Origin of the sequence: Kribbella polygonati, assembly GCF_050320105.1 — a bacterium.
GTDB lineage: Bacteria > Actinomycetota > Actinomycetes > Propionibacteriales > Kribbellaceae > Kribbella.
The window spans coordinates 7,899,728-7,918,016 of the sequence record NZ_CP190129.1; the positions used below are offsets into that span (position 1 = coordinate 7,899,728).

19 protein-coding genes are annotated in these 18,289 nt (G+C 67.8%); 12 read left to right on the forward strand and 7 right to left on the reverse strand.

Annotated elements, in window-relative coordinates:
* The first annotated feature begins 25 nt into the window (after nt 1–25).
* Nucleotides 26–196, forward strand: a complete 171-nt coding sequence (locus tag ACQHIV_RS37910) for a hypothetical protein (protein ID WP_427889153.1) — start codon at nt 26–28, stop codon at nt 194–196.
* A 93-nt stretch (nt 197–289) separates the two neighbouring features.
* A complete protein-coding gene (locus ACQHIV_RS37915) occupies nt 290–433 on the forward strand; it encodes a hypothetical protein (protein WP_427889154.1) in 144 nt (47 codons plus the stop codon).
* Nucleotides 434–518: 85 nt separating this feature from the next.
* Here the strand turns inward: ACQHIV_RS37915 and ACQHIV_RS37920 are convergent, their stop codons facing one another.
* The 3 genes from ACQHIV_RS37920 to ACQHIV_RS37930 form a co-directional block, all read right to left on the reverse strand.
* On the reverse strand, nt 519–2,228 hold the full coding sequence (locus ACQHIV_RS37920) for a hypothetical protein (protein WP_427889155.1): 1,710 nt from the start codon (nt 2,226–2,228) through the stop codon (nt 519–521).
* Nucleotides 2,225–2,446 (reverse strand): hypothetical protein, encoded by a 222-nt coding sequence (locus tag ACQHIV_RS37925; protein ID WP_427889156.1) that lies wholly within the window; start codon nt 2,444–2,446, stop codon nt 2,225–2,227. Before ACQHIV_RS37925 ends, ACQHIV_RS37920 begins: the two co-directional genes overlap by 4 nt.
* Before the next feature lie 96 nt (nt 2,447–2,542).
* Nucleotides 2,543–2,977, reverse strand: a complete 435-nt coding sequence (locus tag ACQHIV_RS37930) for a MarR family winged helix-turn-helix transcriptional regulator (protein WP_427889157.1) — start codon at nt 2,975–2,977, stop codon at nt 2,543–2,545.
* Between the two features lie 68 nt (nt 2,978–3,045).
* Between ACQHIV_RS37930 and ACQHIV_RS37935 the strand changes: the two genes are divergently transcribed.
* Nucleotides 3,046–3,465 (forward strand): hypothetical protein, encoded by a 420-nt coding sequence (locus tag ACQHIV_RS37935; RefSeq protein ID WP_427889158.1) that lies wholly within the window; start codon nt 3,046–3,048, stop codon nt 3,463–3,465.
* Nucleotides 3,462–4,271 carry an SDR family NAD(P)-dependent oxidoreductase gene (locus ACQHIV_RS37940; protein WP_427889159.1) on the forward strand — a complete coding sequence of 270 codons (810 nt, stop codon included), beginning with the start codon at nt 3,462–3,464 and terminating at the stop codon, nt 4,269–4,271. The genes ACQHIV_RS37935 and ACQHIV_RS37940 overlap by 4 nt, the downstream gene beginning before the upstream one ends.
* Here the strand turns inward: ACQHIV_RS37940 and ACQHIV_RS37945 are convergent.
* Nucleotides 4,260–5,243 (reverse strand): ornithine cyclodeaminase family protein, encoded by a 984-nt coding sequence (locus ACQHIV_RS37945; RefSeq protein WP_427889160.1) that lies wholly within the window; start codon nt 5,241–5,243, stop codon nt 4,260–4,262. The two genes, ACQHIV_RS37940 and ACQHIV_RS37945, sit on opposite strands and share 12 nt — an antisense overlap.
* Before the next feature lie 127 nt (nt 5,244–5,370).
* On the opposite strand from ACQHIV_RS37945, the gene ACQHIV_RS37950 reads away from it, so the two are divergent.
* Complete coding sequence (locus tag ACQHIV_RS37950) at nt 5,371–6,075, forward strand: helix-turn-helix transcriptional regulator (protein ID WP_427889161.1); 705 nt, start codon at nt 5,371–5,373, stop codon at nt 6,073–6,075.
* On the opposite strand, the gene ACQHIV_RS37955 is transcribed toward ACQHIV_RS37950, so the two are convergent.
* Nucleotides 6,035–6,697: a TetR/AcrR family transcriptional regulator gene (locus ACQHIV_RS37955; RefSeq protein WP_427889162.1), complete on the reverse strand. Its 663-nt coding sequence runs from the start codon at nt 6,695–6,697 to the stop codon at nt 6,035–6,037. The two genes, ACQHIV_RS37950 and ACQHIV_RS37955, sit on opposite strands and share 41 nt — an antisense overlap.
* A gap of 42 nt (nt 6,698–6,739) precedes the next feature.
* On the opposite strand from ACQHIV_RS37955, the gene ACQHIV_RS37960 reads away from it, so the two are divergent.
* Both ACQHIV_RS37960 and ACQHIV_RS37965 read left to right on the forward strand, forming a co-directional pair.
* Nucleotides 6,740–8,098, forward strand: coding sequence for an aspartate aminotransferase family protein (locus ACQHIV_RS37960; protein ID WP_427889163.1), 1,359 nt, complete (start codon nt 6,740–6,742; stop codon nt 8,096–8,098).
* Nucleotides 8,098–9,519, forward strand: a complete 1,422-nt coding sequence (locus tag ACQHIV_RS37965; RefSeq protein WP_427889164.1) for a gamma-aminobutyraldehyde dehydrogenase — start codon at nt 8,098–8,100, stop codon at nt 9,517–9,519. Before ACQHIV_RS37960 ends, ACQHIV_RS37965 begins: the two co-directional genes overlap by 1 nt.
* Before the next feature lie 15 nt (nt 9,520–9,534).
* Here ACQHIV_RS37965 and ACQHIV_RS37970 read toward each other — a convergent pair whose 3' ends face one another.
* Nucleotides 9,535–10,161, reverse strand: coding sequence for a TetR/AcrR family transcriptional regulator (locus ACQHIV_RS37970; protein ID WP_427889165.1), 627 nt, complete (start codon nt 10,159–10,161; stop codon nt 9,535–9,537).
* Nucleotides 10,162–10,239: 78 nt separating this feature from the next.
* Here ACQHIV_RS37970 and ACQHIV_RS37975 point away from each other — a divergent pair, with 78 nt between their 5' ends.
* The 5 genes from ACQHIV_RS37975 (at nt 10,240) to ACQHIV_RS37995 (ending at nt 17,740) form a co-directional block, all read left to right on the forward strand.
* Nucleotides 10,240–12,885, forward strand: coding sequence for an alpha-L-rhamnosidase N-terminal domain-containing protein (locus tag ACQHIV_RS37975; protein ID WP_427889166.1), 2,646 nt, complete (start codon nt 10,240–10,242; stop codon nt 12,883–12,885).
* 12 nt (nt 12,886–12,897) lie between these two features.
* On the forward strand, nt 12,898–14,157 hold the full coding sequence (locus tag ACQHIV_RS37980) for a DUF3089 domain-containing protein (RefSeq protein ID WP_427889167.1): 1,260 nt from the start codon (nt 12,898–12,900) through the stop codon (nt 14,155–14,157).
* Nucleotides 14,154–15,383: an MFS transporter gene (locus ACQHIV_RS37985; protein ID WP_427889168.1), complete on the forward strand. Its 1,230-nt coding sequence runs from the start codon at nt 14,154–14,156 to the stop codon at nt 15,381–15,383. Before ACQHIV_RS37980 ends, ACQHIV_RS37985 begins: the two co-directional genes overlap by 4 nt.
* Before the next feature lie 126 nt (nt 15,384–15,509).
* A complete protein-coding gene (locus ACQHIV_RS37990) occupies nt 15,510–17,090 on the forward strand; it encodes a flavin monoamine oxidase family protein (protein ID WP_427889169.1) in 1,581 nt (526 codons plus the stop codon).
* Nucleotides 17,087–17,740: a Rid family hydrolase gene (locus ACQHIV_RS37995; RefSeq protein ID WP_427889170.1), complete on the forward strand. Its 654-nt coding sequence runs from the start codon at nt 17,087–17,089 to the stop codon at nt 17,738–17,740. Before ACQHIV_RS37990 ends, ACQHIV_RS37995 begins: the two co-directional genes overlap by 4 nt.
* On the opposite strand, the gene ACQHIV_RS38000 is transcribed toward ACQHIV_RS37995, so the two are convergent.
* Nucleotides 17,637–18,095, reverse strand: a complete 459-nt coding sequence (locus ACQHIV_RS38000) for an SDR family NAD(P)-dependent oxidoreductase (protein WP_427896644.1) — start codon at nt 18,093–18,095, stop codon at nt 17,637–17,639. The genes ACQHIV_RS37995 and ACQHIV_RS38000 overlap by 104 nt on opposite strands.
* Between the last annotated feature and the right edge of the window lie 194 nt (nt 18,096–18,289).

Below are 18,289 nucleotides of genomic sequence, written 5' to 3' on the forward strand. Positions count from 1 at the left end.
ACAGGCGCCCAAACGTTGAGCTTCTATGAACGATTTCGAGGGGCGCCCACACCGCCGGAACTGGCTGGTTCGGTACTACTTCGCCCAGTTCCGCTTCTACCTGCGCGTACAGGCTGCGCTCCGCATCCTCCCGGCGCCCATGGCGCGCGCACTCATCGCCCGGCTCCAGCCGGCGAAACCGCGAAGGGAACTCTGACACGCATCGATTCACCGACTCGAAGCTCGCCGCACCGTTCGTGCGCTGCCACCTGTCCGCTCTCCACTCAGCAGTTCGGGAGGCCTCCCGGAGTTGGCGCGGCCCGCGGAGTTCTTCCACCTCGCGGACAGTGCGGCCGCGATGGCCGGCCTGCTCGCGCTCCCGGAGCCGCCTGACGACGTCTTCTGCTACAACGACCTCCCCATTCCTCGAAGAACGGCGTACGGCTCCTCATGAACCGGATCGAGGCCGACCGCTCTGGCCCCCACCGAGCTCTCCGGCGACTACGCCCTCGAAGTCCGCGAGCGCACCGCCGGCTGACTCACCTGTCGCGGCCGGTGTCGCGTTCGGAGAATGGTGTACGAGGGCGCGCGTCCTGTTGGGCGTTACCCATCACCCGTTGGGCCGACGCGGGCGTGGGATTGAGCCCGACCCGTACAGTCTCCGCAAGCCCGCTGTTCGCCTGCGCCTTCTCGAACGCGGTGGTTGTCTTCAGCACCATCGTCATCCGCTTGACGAGGTTGGGATCTGGCGCAGGGCTCGCGACCAGTTGGTGCAGTGTCTCCCGGGCGTCGGTCTCCATCTGTTGCCTGACCGCCGGGTCGACGAGATGCATCCAGGCCGTCAGCGAGGGCGTTTCCTGCTTCAGGTTCAGCGGCGTCTGCTGCCAGGGTTGTGAACTGCCGGCCGCCATCACCACGCTCGTCATACACTCGGGCAGGCTGTGCTCGCCGCTGACCACCATGTCCGAGATGGCGAAGGCCATCAGGTCCTTCGCCTCGTCCTGCGAAAGCCGATCCTCTTCCATCAGCATGGTCGCGGCCGTCATGTACATTGCCGAGCTACTGGATCGGCCGCCGACGAAACGGTCCGGCATGGAGTTCGTCAGGTTGTAGTACCAATTCGGATCGTTGACATCGACGGACGCCGGCGTCGGCAGGTCCGGCTTGTACGGCTCGGGTTCCGGGTGCGCTGCCTCGTTGAACATGGCGTCGCCACCCAGCCTGCGGTACGGCGGTACGACGACGTCCCAGCCGGCTGCCTCGAAGTTCAGCCGGTTCCGCGTCGGGCCCAGCGTCCGGCCGTACCCCTGCTCGGGTGCGTGTTCATTCCGGTAGGTATCGCGGATGCTGTCGAACAACTTGTCGTCGACCGCCAGGCTCGGCCCCCGGTTACGTTTCTCAGGCGCGCCGGCTCCCGGCACATCCATTCCCACACCCTCGTTCACGCGGGTTCGCCCTTGGTGGTAGGCGTGCGTCTCGAAGGTTCCGGTCCACGTGCCGCTCATGAGCTGATCCTGGATCGTCAGCGCCCCGGTCGAAGCGGTGGTGCTGATCTGGACCTCAGACCCAACAGACAGGCCACGATTTCCTACCGGCCCCTCAAGTACCGACCCCCGGATTGTCACGCCCGCGGCATCACCGTCGACGCTGTTGATCCGGAGCCGCAGTTCGTCGCCATCCGCGTGCACCCGGACCACGTCATCGACCCAGGCGGCCGCCGTGTGGGCCGGGGTGCTTGCGTCGAACGCACCCACATGCCGTGAGATCGCGCTGTCGGTCCGGACCGAATACAACGTGTCGCGCTGATAGGTAAGACCCAGCAATTGCTGGGGATCGTCCAACGGCGGATTCTCCCGTGCCGCGGCGATGGCGTCCAGCTCCGCGCGATTCCGACCACTCACCATGTAGCCGTTGTCCTGCAGGAACCACACCTCTTCGGTGCGCTCGACCCCCTGCGTCACGCCGTCCATCTCCTGCTGAAACGCTTCCCATCCTTGACGGCGGGGCGCATTACCCGCCGCCCGGCTCTCCAGTTCTCTGCGCCAGTTGCGCTTCGTCGCCTGGAGAAAGCTCGCCACGACGGTGACCTCAACCTCTTCGTCGCTCTGCGGCCGCTGCCCGTAGGCGAACTCGGCCGACTCGCTCCGCTCAAGCGCCGCGACCCGCTCGGCGGCCGTTCCCGGTCGCGCGAGAATCTCCGCGACCGCATCCTCGGGTCCGATCTCGTGACGGTGCTGCACGGGGGTCATGCCTCGGCGATCGCCCGGCGAACCTCACGCTCGACGAAGTCCCAGGAATAGTTCGCCGCGACCTGATCGTCGTAGTACGCGGCGAGCGCCTCCTCGGTCAGCTTCCGCACCAGCGCCTCACCCTCAAGCCCGGCGAGATCCGGCCCGCCGGCCCTCAACCGTGACACCGCACCCGCGCGGATCGCAGCGTACCGCTCGCGATCATCGACGTACCGCATCCCCGTTCACTCCTCCCAGCACTACCGAATCTCGCGAGTCTAAGCGCCAACCGGTCCAGTCCAAGATGAACGCTGCTGGAGCAGAAGCAGACTTGGCTAGCTCGATCGGGCCGGTGCCAGAGTCGTCAGGATGTGGCCGAGGACCGTTGCCGCGACGCGGATGTCGGCATCGGAGATACCGGCGGTGGCGGTGGCTGCTGTCTGCTCGAAGGCGGGCTGGATGACGGGGAGCAGTTTGCGACCCGAGCGGGTGAGCTCGACGGTGATCGCGCGGCGGTCGGTCGGGTCGGGGTGGCGGGTGATGTGTCCCTTCTCGCCGAGGCGGTCGAGGAGCCTGGTCATGCCCGCGGTGTCGGTACCCAGTAACTCGGCGAGTTTCCGCGGACTCGTGGTGCCACCGGAAACGTGCAGCAGTACGCCGGCCTGCTGCGACGTCAGGCCGTGTTCGCCGAGTCGCTGATCGAGGACGGTGCGGATCTCGCGGGCCACCTGGGTGGTGAGCGCGGCGAGCTCGAGTCGTGGGCCGGGCATCTCTTCTCATCTACTGTCGCGACAGTTACTGTCTAGGCTGTAAGTTGATACTAGATGGAGGAGGCTGCATGTCCGACGCGCCACGTCCGGAAGTCGTCGACTTCTTCCGGCGCTACGAAGCCGTGGCAGCCGACGGGTCGAGGAGCGATGAACTGCTGACGATCTTCCATCCGACCTTTCTTGCGGTGGATCCGTCGACCGTGTCCACGGTTCCGGTTGAGCGGTTGATTGCGACGCTGCCGGCCCGGGAGCAACTGTTCGCCGCCCATGGCGTCACCGGGATGCGCCTGGAGTCGGTGCGGGAGTCGCCGATCGATGCCGTACATACCTTGGCGGACACGACGTGGAGTCTGCAGCCGGATGGTGGCGAGGTCGTCACCTCCACCTTCTTGCTGCGCCTGGAGGGCGGCGAGTGGCGAATTCTCGTGTACCTCAACCACCACAACATCCGTGACGTGCTGGAGGAGTGCAGTAGATTGCACTCATGAGTGCAACTTATGTCATCACTGGTGGGACCGACGGCATCGGGGCGGGGCTGGCTCGCGCTTTGGTCGAGCGGGGTGATCGGGTGGTGGTGATCGGGACCGATCCGCGGAAGGGGCGGCGGCTGGTCGAGGAGACGCGGGGGAGTGCTGTCTTCGTCAAGGCTGATCTGAGTCTGGTGTCGGAGAACCGTCGTGTCGTCGAGGAGTTGGTTGCGGACTGGCCGGTGATTGACGGGCTGGTGTTGTGTGCTCGGTTCATGCGGTCGCGGCGGGCGGTGACTGCTGAGGGGTTCGAGGACAACTTCGCGTTGTTCTATCTCAGTCGGCTGTTGATGAGTTACGGGCTGGTCGGGCCGTTGGAGAAGGCGGAGCGGCCGGTAATCGTGAATGTCGCCGGGCCGGGGCATGACACGCCGATTGCCTGGGATGACCTGCAGAGCGCGCGGCAGTACGACCTGGTGCAGGCGATGTTCATGACCGGTCGTTTGAACGATCTGCTCGGGGTGAGTTTCGCCGAGCGGCACAGTGCGGGGCCGGTGCGGTACGTGCTCTTCCATCCGGGGACCACGGCGACGAGCTATGCGGGAGAGTTCGATCCGCAGACTGCTGCGAACCTGCGGCGCCAGCGGTCGATGGCGAAACCCGTGTCGGACGTGGTGCCGTCGTTGCTGCGGTTGCTCGGCGACCCGCCCGCGGCACCGTTGAGTGCCTTCAACCTCTCCGCTGAGTTGAACGTGCACAGCGAGCTGTTCTCCGCGGACGACTCGGCGCGTCTGTCGCGGCTGACCGACGAGCTGCTAGGCACGTAGTTGAATGAGGGTGCCGAGGCCGCGTCTGTGGGCTTCGGTGCAGATCGTTCGGGCTGCTACGACGTCCTGCAGTGCGATGCCGGTGAGGTCGGCGACCACCGGCTGGTCGGGGTGACTGCGGGGATCGCGTCCGGCTCGGATGATGTCGGCCAGCTCCCCTGCGACATCGTCCGCGGTGATCAGCCCAGCAGCCACTGCTGAGCGCAGTTCTCCGTGGGTCAGGCACTGTTCGAGCGAGTCCACGACGACGGCGGACTCTGCGAGCAGGTGGGCCGGGAGCTCCTGTTTCGTCGGTGCGTCCGAGCCGACGGCGACAACCAACGTCCCCGGGGCCACGCGTTTCAGCACCGGAGCAGTCGCCGAGGTTGCGGTGACGATCACCCGGGCGGCCGGCGCGAGGTCGTGTGCGACGTGTACGTCGTCGAAGTCGGCGGCGACGCTCTTGGCCCGCAGCGGATCCCGGCCCCAGACGTCGATCCGCCGTACGTCGGTGGAGCTGCGTAAGGCGCGGATGATCGGCCTGGCCAGCCGTCCGGTCCCGATCAGCAAGGCGTGTGAGAGGGGTTGCGGTGCCAGGTGACGTACGGCGATGGCGGCCATCGCGGCGGTCCGTGCGGCGGTCAGCTCGGCGGAATCCATCAAGCCGGTCAGGGCGCCGGTCGAGGCGTCGACGAGCAGCATCGTGCCGCGCATCCGGCCGCTGTCGTAGCGGCCGTTGACCTTGAGCCCGAGGAGCTCCGCGCCGGACAGCTGCGCCGTACCCCCGACGATGTGGAACGCGCCGCTGTCCACGGCGACGAGCTGCCGGAAGCGACGGGCGTCGTCGGAAGGTGAAGTGATCAGAGCGTGCTCAAGCGCAGTCGTGAGATCCACTGACGCCAGTGCCTCGGTGACATCGGCCGCGGACAGGACCAGGCAGTTCGGTGTCCGCGACGGGGCCGGCTGAGCGACCTGCTGGGACACCTCGGGCACGGGTCAGGCCTTTCGATGGGTCGGACGGGCTCGGCAAATCTATCCGGATTTGGTCACTTTGTCGATCTTCTGTTCATTTTGTAAAGTAGTATGGTGTGACGATCGCCGATGATGGGAGTCCGGACGCATGCCTGAGGCAACCAAGCGCCGTACGGCGAAGCGGGCGAGTGAGGTCGAGGATCGGGCGGCCGACGCGGTCTTCGCCGCCGTGCTGCCGGTCGTGGACGGGATCGCGGCGACCTTCGGGCGCAAGTGTGAGGTCGTGCTGCACGACTACCGCAAAGAGGATCACTCCGTCATCGCTGTCTCCGGGAACGTCACCGGGCGCGAGGTCGGGTCGCCGATGAGCAGCATCGGGCTGGCCCTACGCCGCCAAGGTGACGCGGCGGAGTCCGACCTCAATTACGTCACCCGAACGCCGGACGGCCGGGTGATCAAGTCGTCGACGATCCTGTTGCGTACGCCGGATCAGCATGTCGTGGGTGCGCTGTGCATCAACTTCGAGGTGACCGAGCTACGGGCGCTCGGACGGCTCGTTGGCGAGTTGGCCGGCGAACTCGAGACGCCGGACGCTCCGACGACGACGTTCAGCAAGGACATCGAGTCCGTGATCGAGACGGTCATCACGGAGATCGAAGACGAGCTGGGTCATCCGGTGTCCAGGCTGACGATCAGCGAGCGTACCGAGGTGTTCAGGATGCTCGACGAGCGCGGCATCTTCCAGGTGCGCCGGGCGATTCCGTTGGTGGCTGAACGGTTGGGGCTGTCCAGGGCGACGGTCTACAACTACATCAGTCGCTCGCGTGAGGAGAGTGATCCGCAAGTCCCCTGATCATCGCGCTGAGGCCGACGGTGAAGGCGAGATCGGCCGCGCGGAGGCCCGAATCCGCGACGGCGTGTTCGTGGGCGGCCACCGCGGCGGCCAGGTGCGGTACCTGTTTGCCTGCGTCGCCGGGCGCGAGGAGATCCGGGGCAGCGATCGCGTCCAGGGCCGAGCCGAGGATGAACGATTCGAGCGCCACGATCGCCGGCAGGATCCGTTCGCTCGGCCACCCGGCCCGCTCGAACCCCTGGACGACCCGCTCGTACATCGCCACCGTACGGACCTGACCGGCGACCGGTGAGACGGCGAACAGCGGTATCGCGTGGGGGTGCCGCACGAAGGCGGCCCGATAGCTGTGTGCCCAGGCCGCGACGGCGTCGGCCCATGGGAGGCGCTCGAACATCGAGGCGTCGATCGCGTCGGTGATCACCTCCTGCACCCCGAACAAGATCTCGTCCTTGTTCGCGAAGTGGTTGTAGAGCGACGACGGCCGTACGACGAGGCGCGCCGCCAGCGCGTTCACCGAGAACGAGTCCCCGACCTCGTCGATCAGCGCGAGCGCCGCGGTCACGATCCGCTCGCGGTCCAGGACCGTTGTCCGGGGGCGTCCTGGGGTGCGTCGTACAGTCACGCCTCCATTGTGGATCACCACCTTAACGAATAGCATTCGTTTATGACTGAGTTGGTGCAGCAGGCTCGCGATCATCTGTGGATGCACTTCACGCGGCAGTCCGCGTACGCCGATACGCCGGTACCGATCATCGTCCGTGGCGAGGGCGTCCGGATCTACGACGCCGACGGCCGCTCGTACCTCGACGGTCTGGCAGGGCTCTTCACCGTGCAGGCCGGCCACGGCCGTCGGGAACTGGCCGAGGCCGCCGCGCGGCAGATGGAGCAGTTGCCGTACTTCCCGATCTGGTCGTACGCGCATCCGCCGGCGATCGAGCTGGCCGCCCGGCTCGCGTCGTACGCGCCCGGCGATCTGAACAAGGTCTTCTTCACCACCGGTGGTGGGGAGGCGATCGAGACGGCGTGGAAGCTGGCCAAGCAATACTTCAAGATCACCGGCAAGCCGTTGAAGCACAAGGTGATCAGCCGGGCGGTCGCGTACCACGGGACGCCGCAGGGCGCGCTGTCCATTACCGGCATCCCGGACGCGAAGAAGTACTTCGAGCCGCTGGTCCCGGGCGCGCACAAGGTGCCGAACACCAACTTCTACCGGGCGCTCGAGCACGGTGACGACCTGGACGCGTTCGGGCGCTGGGCCGCCGACCAGATCGAGCTCGCCATCGAGATGGAAGGCCCGGACACCGTCGCCGCGGTCTTCCTCGAGCCGGTGCAGAATGCGGGCGGTTGCTTCCCGCCGCCGCCCGGGTACTTCCGACGGGTCCGGGAGATCTGCGACCGGCACGACGTACTGCTGGTGTCCGACGAGACGATCTGCGCGTTCGGCCGGGTCGGGACCATGTTCGCGTGCGAGAAGTTCGGCTACGTGCCGGACATCATCACGTGTGCCAAGGGGATCACCAGCGGGTACGCGCCGTTGGGGGCGGCGATCATCAGCGACCGGCTGGCCGAGCCGTTCCAGCACGGGACCGAGTCGTTCTCGCACGGCTACACCTTCGGCGGTCACCCGGTCTCGACGGCGGTCGCGCTGGCCAACCTCGACGTCTTCGAACGCGAGCAGCTCAACCAGCGGGTGCTCGGCAACGAGAAGGCGTTCCGTACGACGCTCGAGCGCCTGACCGATCTGCCGATCGTCGGCGACGTCCGTGGTGACGGCTACTTCTACGGCTTGGAGCTGGTGAAGGACAAGGCCACGAAGGAGACGTTCGACGAGGAGGAGTCGGAGCGGTTGCTGCGTGGTTTCCTCTCCAAGGCGCTCTTCGAGAACGGCCTGTACTGCCGCGCGGACGACCGTGGTGACCCGGTGATCCAGTTGGCGCCGCCGCTGATCGCCGGGCAGGCCGAGTTCGACGAGATCGAGCAGATCCTGCGCGCTGTGCTCACCGAAGCGGAGGCGCTGCTCTGATGCACATCCAGAACTTCGTCGACGGCCGGCTCGTCGACGCCGCGGCCGGCTGCACCACTGAGCTCGAAGACCCCACCACGGGGGAGGTCTTCGCGACCGCCTCGCTGTCTTCGGGGACCGATGTCGAGGCGGCGTACGTCGCGGCCGCGCGAGCGTTCGAGGGTTGGCGCGAGACCACGCCGGCGGAACGGCAGCGTGCGCTGCTCAAGTTCGCTGATGCCGTCGAGCAGAACGCTGAGGAGCTGGTACAGCTCGAGTCGCGGAACACCGGCAAGCCGCTTGGGCTGACCCGGACCGAGGAGCTTCCGCCGGCTGTCGACCAGCTGCGCTTCTTCGCCGGTGCCGCGCGGTTGCTCGAAGGCCGCAGCGCGGGTGAGTACCTGGCCGGCCATACCAGCTATGTACGTCGTGAGCCGGTCGGCGTCATCGGCCAGGTAGCGCCGTGGAACTACCCGTTGATGATGGCGGTCTGGAAGATCGCGCCGGCGATCGCGGCCGGGAACACCGTCGTACTCAAGCCGGCCGACACGACGCCGGTGACCGCAGTGCGGCTGGCTGAACTGGCCGCGGAGCACCTGCCGGCGGGGGTGTTCAACGTAGTCTGCGGCGATCGTGACACGGGCCGTGCCGTGGTGGGACACCCGATCCCGGCGATGGTCTCGATCACGGGTTCCACGCGGGCCGGCTTCGAGGTCGCCAGTACCGCGGCGAAGGATCTGAAGCGCACACACCTCGAACTCGGCGGCAAGGCTCCGGTGATCGTCTTCGACGACGCCGACGTCGCTGCAGCCGCGGAGGGGATCGCGATGGCGGGCTTCTTCAACGCGGGCCAGGACTGCACGGCGGCTACCCGCGTCCTCGCGGCGCCCGGCGTTGCCGATGACCTCACGGCGGCGCTTGCCGAGCAGGCCCGACGTACGAAGACCGGTCGGCCGGACGATCCCGACGTACTGTATGGGCCGCTCAACAACGCGGGGCAGCTCGAGCGGGTCAGCGGATTCGTGGATCGGCTGCCCGATCACGCCACCGTGCTCGCTGGTGGTACGCGCGTGGGGGAGCGCGGCTTCTTCTACGCGCCCACTGTCATCGGCGGGCTACGTCAGGGCGACGAGATCACGCGCGAGGAGATCTTCGGACCGGTCATCACCGTGCAACAGTTCGCCACTGAGGACGACGCGGTTCGGCTCGCCAACGATGTGGAGTACGGCCTCGCCTCCAGCGTCTGGACCTGCGACCACGGCCGCGCGATACGCGTCGTACCGCGCCTCGACTTCGGCTGCGTGTGGGTGAATACCCATATCCCACTGGTCGCCGAAATGCCCCACGGCGGCTTCAAACGCTCAGGCCACGGTAAGGACCTCTCGACGTACAGCCTCGACGACTACACCCGCCTCAAACACGTCATGCACGCCCACACCTGAGGGCCAGCGCGCAGCTCAGTGGTGGGCGGTGAGGGAGCGGATCAGGTCCTTCGTGAAGGATTCGGTGGCGGCGACCAGGTCGATGGAGGCGGGGTCGAGAAGCCATTGGGTGTTCGCGCCTTCGATGAAGGCGAGGATCTCGAAGGCCTTGAGGTGTGCGTCGACCGTGGGGGTGAACTCGCCGGATTGCTGCCCGGCGGTGATCATCTGCTCGATCACCTCGCGCAGGTTGCGGTAACGCGTGACGAAGTGTTCGTGGGCGACGTCGTGGGGGTGCAGGTTCTCCGCGACCAGGACCGCGAAGAGGCGCGCGAGGCTTGGGTCGGCGACGTTTTGGTGGGCGTAGCGGGGAAGTTGTTCGATCGCCGCGACGCCGCCGAGGGCGGCGAGCTCCTCGGCGAACGCGAGGCTGGCGCCGTCGCGGTGGTCGATCACGGCGTGCAGCAGGCCGGTCTTGTTGCCGAAGTAGTAGAGGAGCGCCTGCTGCGTCACGCCGACCGCGGCGGCGACGTCGGCGATGCTCGTGCTCGCGTAGCCGCGCTCGGCGAAGAGAGTCGCGGCGGCCTGGAGAAACTCGTCGCGCCGGGACTCGCCGCGGGCCGAGGGCTTGCGGCCCTGGCGGGCGGTGCTGGATGACCTCATGAATCCTTCCTATCTCAGGGTCTTGAATTCTACCTAGTGGTAAGTAGAATTCTCGGCACCTTCGGAGGGAGTTCAGCCGTGACGTGGACGGGGCAGTGGATCTGGTCGGCCGGTACGGCGCTCGCCGGGCCGACACGGGCACAGCCGTACGGATCACTCGATCGCGACCGGTTCGATCAGCGGGTGCTGTTCCGCAAGGTGTTCGATTTGGTGGATGTACCGGACGCGTCGGTGCGGATCAGTGCGGACGCGCGGTACCTCCTGTATCTCAACGGTGTCGAGGTCGGCGCCGGGCCGGTGCGGCACGGTCCGCGGCGGCTGGAGTACGACGAGTACGACGTACGCGGACTGCTGCGGCCGGGGCGGAACGTGGTCGCGGTGCTCGGGCGGTTCTACGGGCATCCGGTGCCGTGGTGGGAGCCGTCGCCACCGAGCTTCACGATGGGCGGCGGCGGGCTGGTCACCGAGGTTCGGGTGGGTGACCGGGTGATCGGGACCGACGAGACCTGGCGGTGTACGCCGGCGAGTGCGTGGACGCCCGCGGAGCCGCCGAGCATGCTGCTGACACAGCTACCCGAGTCCCTCGACGCGAGGCTGCTCGACCCGCGCTGGACCGGGCCCGACTTCGATGACAGCGGATGGGAGCACGCGAACGTCCTCGCCGAGTACTCGGTCGTCGGCGCCCGCGGCGCAACCCACCCACCGACCGAGCCGTGGGGTGTCCTCGCCCGCCGCCCGATCCCACACCTGACCGGTGAGCTCCGCACCGCGACCGTGATCGAGCACCACAGTGCCGAGGATGGGGAGGCGCGCGGTGGGGAGGAACGCGGCGGGGACGCGAGTGGCGGGGAGGAGCGCGGCGGGGACGCGGTTGGCGGGGAGGCGCGTGGCGGCGAGGCCGGTGGTGGGGAGGAGCCTGGCGAGGAGGGGCGTGGCGGGAACGGGCGGCGTGGTGCGCGCCGGGTGGGCTCAGGGGGGCCTGAGAGGCTCGGGCTCGGTGACGCGCGGGCCGATCTGCGGGCTGCGCTTGAGGACCGCTCGGAGGGGGCGTGGGGGAGGCGCGTCGGCGAGGCGGGCGAGATGCCGGGGCGTGGCTCCGGGGTTGAGCGGTTGTCTCCGGGGGCAGGTGTTGACCGGGTGCTTGTGGTGGCTGACTTCGGGATGGTCGTCGCTGGGCGTCTGGAGCTGGAGTTCGAGGGGCCGGCGGGCGGTGTCGTCGTGGGCGCTTTGCTGGAGGTTCCCTCCGTCGCGGCGCTCGACAGTGCTCCGGTGTTCAGGTATGTCGCTCGGGGGCGAGACGACAAGTACGTGTCCGGTGATCCGGTCGGCGGGCGGTACGTCGTACTGCTCGTGGATGACCCGTCGGTCGTGGAGTCGATCCGGCTCCGGGAGGCGCTTCGGCCACGGCGGGCGGTGGCGCCGTTCGCGTGTAGCGACGAACGGTTGGACGAGATCTATCGGGTCGGGCTGCGGACCGTGGATCTCACAGCGCAGGACGCGTACGTCGACTGTCCGACGCGGGAGCAGCGGGCGTGGACCGGGGACGCGGTCGTGCATCAGTCGGTGGATCTGGTCGCGAACCAGGACTGGAGTCTCGCGCGCTGGAATCCGCAACTGCTGGCGCAACCGCGCGTCGACGGTCTCCTGCCGATGGTCGTCGCGGGTGACTTCGCGACCACGCAGATCCCGACCATCCCGGACTGGTCGCTGCACTGGATCCGCTCGGTCCACAACCTGTACCGCTACACCGGCGACCGTGATCTGGTCGCCTCGCTGGCCGGCACCGTCGAGGGGATCCTGCGCTGGTTCGAGCGGTACGTCGACGAACACGGCCTGGTGAGCGACGTACCGGGATGGGTGCTGATCGACTGGTCGCCGGTGCAGGTACGCGGAACGAGCGCGGCGCTGAATGCCTTGCTGGCAAGGGGTTTGCTGGACTTCGCGGAGATCGCTGACTGGCTGGGCGACGCGGGTCGCGGGGGCTGGGCACGAGGTTTGCACGCGCGTCTGCGCGCTGGTTTCGACGGCTTCTGGGATGCGGAGCGGGGTGCGTACCGGGACAACATCGTGGACGGCCGGCGCGAATGGTCGGTGAGTGAGCATGTGGCAGCGGCAGCGGTCTGCGGTGATCTGGTGCCGGCCGAGCGGCGTGCCGACGTACTGCGGCTGCTGCTCGACCGCGACGCGATGTTCACCACGAGCCCGTTGGCCGACCACGGCAGCGACGCCCGCGGGCCGATCGACGGGCAGCCGGTGTCGGCGCGGCCCGAGCCCGACTGGGACACCGAGCGGCTGGTCGTCGGAGCGCAGCCGTTCTTTCGGTACGTCGTCCACGACGCGCTGGCGTTGCTCGGCGCGGCCGACGAGATCGCGACGTTGTGCCTGGACTGGACGCGGCTGTTGAAGGACGCCCCCACCGCGTTCCGCGAATGCTGGGAGGGCGGATCGTACTGCCACGGTTGGTCGGCCACGCCCACGCGGGATCTGGTCCGGTACACGCTGGGCATCAGTCCCGCCGTACCTGGATTCGAGGTTGTCAGGATCGCCCCGCGATTGGGATGGCTCACCTTCGCGCGAGGTGAGGCGCCGACACCGTACGGCGTGGTCTCGGTGACCGTCGACGGGCGACGGCTCCGTGTCGAGTCGCCGGTCGAGGTGGAAGTCGTATCGCGGTCGGGCGAGACGTCGCGCCACCCGGCCGGCCTGGTGGAAGTCGAGCTGTGATCGGAGGACGAGATGAGGGCATTGCTTGCCGGGTTGCTTGTCGTGGCGGCGGCCGGTGCCGGTGCGCCGCCGGCCGCGGCGGCCGACCCGTTGGCCGAACCGGTCTGGCTCTGTAAACCAGGGATGCCGGCGAATCCGTGCAACCAGGACGCGGCCGGGAACCCGGTCGAGTCGCCAGGCATCGTGCGGTACCCGGACGGCAGCGTCGTCACGCTCGACTCGACAACTGTCGGGGGACAAGTCGAGCACTTCGCTGCCGAGCCGGATCCGCCGGTCGACTGCTTCTACGTGTACCCAACGGTCGACCTGGTGGCGAACCCGTTGCTGCAACTCGGCTCCATCCCACCGGCGGCCCGGCCGAACGAGGCGGCCGTCCTCTTCGCGCAGGCCGCTCAGTTCACCGGGCAGTGCCGGATGTTCGCGCCGCTCTACCGGCAGGCGACCCTGCCCGGACTCGCGGTCAGCACGATCCTCGGGGCAGACGCGTACCTCGGCCCTGGGTTCGCGGACGTGCAGCAGGCGTGGGACTACTACTGGCAGCACGACAACCTCGACCCGCGGACGGGGAAGCGCCGCGGCGTGATCCTGCTCGGCCACTCGCAGGGCAGCGTCGCGGTCGAGCGGTTGATCCAGTCGTCGATCGACGGCAATCCGGAGACTACGCGGCAGTTGGTGGCCGCCGTACTCCTCGGTGGAGCCGTACAGGTGCCGAGGGGAGGTATCGCCGGGGGAGGCGATGATCCGGACTCGACCTTCCAGCACCTGCCATTGTGCCAACGAGGCCGCGGCGGACGGCTCCCCGTCGGTTGCGTGATCGCCTATTCGTCGTACATGCCCGCTGACGGTACCGCACCTGGTGCGGGGACGCTTGCCTGGAGCAACAAGCCTGGGCATCAGATCGCCTGTGTCAATCCGGCAGCGCTCCTGCGCGGCGGTACGGCGACACCGTTGGACACGCTGATGCCGACCCGGAGTCTCGTACAGGGCAATGTACTGAATCCCAACGGTCACCTTGCGCTCGAGCTGCTCGGCTACAACCTGGCGACCTACGGCACTGGCTTCGCTCACTATCCGTCGGTGCTCACGGGCGAGTGCCGGTACGCTCCCGGCGACGGCGGCAGCTCCAGCTGGCTGAACATCAGCGGCGGGGACTTCCTGCCCGCATCAGCCGGCAGCTCAGCGCTCGGGCTGCACGTCGCCGACTACAACCTCGCGCTCGGCGATCTGAAGGAGCTCCTCGCAGCTCAGACCTCGGTTTGGGCGCATTCATGACCGACACGATCACACGCGCCGTTGTCGACAAACCGTGGCGGATGGCCGCGCTGGCCGGGATGGCGTCGTACCTCGATGCCGGCACGATCGTCGCTGTCTCGGCGTGCATCAGCCGCTGGCAGACGATGTTCGGCCTGACGTCGTGGCAGCTCGGGTTCCTGTCCGCGGCGCTGACCGTGTGCATCGGCATCGGCGCGATCGTCGGCGGCCGGATCGGTGACCGGTTCGGCCGCAAGAAGGTGTACGCGATCGACCTGCTCGTCTACATCTTCGGGCTGGCGTGGCTGGTGTTCGCGGTCGGTACGCCGATGCTGTTCGCCGGCATGATCATCGTCGGGCTCGCGATCGGCGCCGACGTACCCACCGCGCTGTCCCTCGTCGGCGAGAACTCGCCGACGGCGATGCGCGGCCGGTTGGTGACGTTCACCGGATTCCTGTGGGGTCTCGGCCCGCTCGTCGTCATCGTGCTCGTGCTGGCCGTGTCGGGCACCGGCGATCTGATGCCGCGGCTGATCTTCGGCCATCTGCTGGTCCTCGGCGCGATCACCTGGTTGCTGCGCCGCCGGATGAAGGAGTCGATCCGCTGGCGACGGACCGAGCAGGCTGGGGTGCGGCACCTGTTCAACCCGACGTTGCTGCGTACGACTCTGTTCACCGTCGCCTTCTACACCTTGGTCACGATCGGCACGAACTTCTACGGCTCCTTCGGCCTCTACGCGCTGGAGAAGGTCGGCGGCCTCAGCCAGAGCGACGCCCTGTCCGCCTCACTCATCGCCGTACCCGTCATCGTCCTGACCGTGGTCGCGATGATGCGCGCGATGGACACCCGGGCGCGGCAGCCGATCTTCTACGTCGGCGCCGTACTCCAGGTCCTCGCCTGGCTGGCTCTTCTCCTCGTACCGGTCAACGCGACGAGCCTGATCGCCGTGTTCGTCGCGTACGGCTTCGCGAACACGCTCGCCGGCGAGACGCATTACAAGGTCTGGTCACAGGAAAGCTTCCCGACCAGTGTGCGCAGTACGGCAGTCGGCCTGAGCTTCGGCGTCGCACGGATCACCTCGGCCATCTTCCTGATCTTCGTGCCAACCCTCCTACGGACCGGCTTCACCACGTTGGTCGTCCTCATGGCCGTCGTGACGAGCGCCTCCGGCATCGTCGGCATCGCCTTCCGCCCCCGCGGCCAGGGCGAGCCGATCGAGGCCATCGACGCCAGCCTCACGAACTGACAGGTTCGTCAATCTGTAACGTACCTGTTGGTACGAGTGTCTGGTCTTTACGGTGCTGACACGCGGTGAAAACATCATGTCCTTACTTTTCTGGTCAGCTATCCGTTGCCCAGTGAGGAGTAAGGCATGGCGCAGACCAGACGGCAGTTCCTGCAGCAGGTCGGTATCACCGGTGGGGCCGGTGTCCTGTACTCGACGATGTCGGCGCTCGGCCTCACGAGCGTGGCAGAGACACCCGCGTACGCCGCCCCGGCGCGGGTGGAGCTGAACGGCCGGAACAAGCACGTCGTCATTCTCGGCGCGGGCATTGCCGGGCTGACGTCGGCGTACGAGCTGCTGAAGGCCGGCTACAAGGTGACGCTACTGGAGGCCAGGAACCGTCCCGGTGGGCGCAACTGGACGGTGCGTGGCGGCACGGTGGAGACCGATCTCGCCGGCAACACGCAGCGCGCGACGTTCTCGCCGGGGCAGTACATGAACGCGGGTCCGGCGCGGCTGCCGCAGCATCACGTGACGCTCGAGTACTGCCGCGAGCTGGGGGTCGCGATCGAGCCGTTCGTCAATCAGAACGCCGACGCCTATCTGTACCGCGAGGGTTCCACGGCCCTGTCGAACAAGCCGATCCGGCATCGCACCGCGAAGGCGGACGCCTACGGGTACGTCGCCGAGCTGCTGGCGACGGCCACCGATCAGGGCGCTCTCGACGCGCTGCTGACGACGGCCGACAAGGAGGCGCTGATCGGCTTCCTCGGTAGTTTCGGCTCGATCGGGAACAAGGCGTCCGGTTTCGCCTATACCGGCGCCGACGGTCGGCGCGGTTACACGGTCGAGCCGGGTGCGGGTCTGGAGGCCGGTACGACGGCCGCGCCGTACGCGTTGAGTGATGTGTTCGCCAGCGGTGTCGGCAACTACTTCTCGTTCGAGTTCGGCTGGGACCAGGCGATGATGATGTTCCAGCCTGTCGGCGGGATGGACCGGATCCCGTACGCGTTCGAGAAGGCGATCGGCAAGGACAAGATCCGGTACGGCGCCGAGGTGACCGGACTGCGCAACACCATGACCGGTGTCGAGGTCACGTACAAGATCGGCAAGCGGACCCAGGTCATCACCGGGGACTACGCGATCTGCGCGCTGCCGCCGCACCTGGCGGCGAAGGTCCCGTCCAACCTGCCGGCGCCGATCACCGAGGCGCTGCGGTACGCGCGTCCGACGAACGCGGGCAAGATCGGCATCGAGTACGGGCGCCGCTGGTGGGAGGAGGACCACAAGATCTACGGCGGCATCACCAACAGCTCGCTCGACACCGTCAACACCTGGTACCCGTCGTACAACTTCCACGGCGAGCGCGGGACCGTGATCGGCTACTACAACACCGGAACCAACGCGAACACGTACGGCGCGTTGACGCCACCGGCCCGGCTGGCGCGCGCCTTGTCGCAGGGCGCGAAGATGCACGGTGACGTCTACACCAAGGACGTGAAAGCCTCGTTCTCGGTCAACTGGCTGGGCACGAAGTACTCCGAGGCGTCCTGGGTCAGCTGGCCGTCGCAGACCGACGGCATCTACGCGCGACTGCTCGATGCCACCGGCAACATCTACTTCGCCGGCGACCACCTGTCCCACGTGATCGCCTGGCAGCACGGCGCGATCACGTCCGCCCGCGCGACGGTGACCGCGCTGCACAGCCGAGTGGCGGCGGGCCGATGAGGACGCGCCTGATCGCCGGGGCTGTCGCGCTCGTCCTGTCCTTCGGGGCAGGCACCGCGACGGCGGCCGGATGGTGGGACAAGCCGAAGCCGCCGAAACCCGGCACGGTCGTGCCGGCGCTCCCGGCGGGCCAGTCCAACCCGATGATCGCTACCGGTGTCGGCATCGGCGCCAACACTCCCGTCTACAAGACGAGCGGCATCGGGCCGTCCGCGCTGAACACCGGCGCGCCGGCCGGCAGCGAGGCGTCGTACGTCGACACCGCCGTCTTCCCGGGCGGCGCGCTCCCTGCCGGCGTCACGATCACCGAGGCCCAAGGCATCAACGTCCTGCGCCGGATCGGCGAGAACCTGGCGGCGGCCGGACTCTCGTACGCCGACGTCTACACGATGCGCGTCTTCCTGCAGAACCCGGCCGGCGCCGCCACCGCCGACTTCGCCGGCTGGAACCGCGCGTACCGCCAGTACTTCGCCAACACCGACCTGACCACCGGCGCCTACGTCCCCGTTCCGCTGGGTACGGCGGCGCCCACCAAACCCTTCGTGGTCAACAAGTCCCGCCCGTCCCGCTTCGCCCTCGAGATAGAGAACCTCCCGGTCCCCGGCTGGCTCGTCGAAGTCGAGGTCGACGCCGCCTACCCGACCAAGTAGCGGCGGTCTGCTGGGCTAGGTTCATTTTGCGGGCGATCAGCGGGATCGCTCCGGCGGGCATCAGTCGGCTCAGACGGTCGAGCATTTGGGCGTCCTTGCCGATCCGTACCCGTGGCGCGCCGCGTTCGACTACGGCGACGATTTCGCGGCCGGCATCCTCGACTGTTGTGAGGCTGCCGGCCGCCTTGTCAGACTCCGCGGCGCCGGGCATGGCGACGCCCGAGTTGGCGAGGATGTCGGTCGCGATGCCGCCGGGGAACACGACGCTGACCTTCAGCGGACTGTCCTGGTGCTCGGCGATCAGTGCTTCGGTGAAGAGCTTGACGGCTGCCTTGCTGGCGCCGTACGCCCGCAGGCCGGCTCCCGGAGCTCAGCCGTCGGGATAGTTGCCAAGGCTGAAGACCAGCATGAATCCGATGACGCCGGCGCCGAGTCCAACTCCGAGGCTGACGGGCCAGGTCGGCCGGTGGTGCAGGTAGGCGTCGGCGTGCCGTCGTCACGCGGGCTGGACAGGTGATCGATGGTGCCCAATGCGGGCCGGCGCATGCC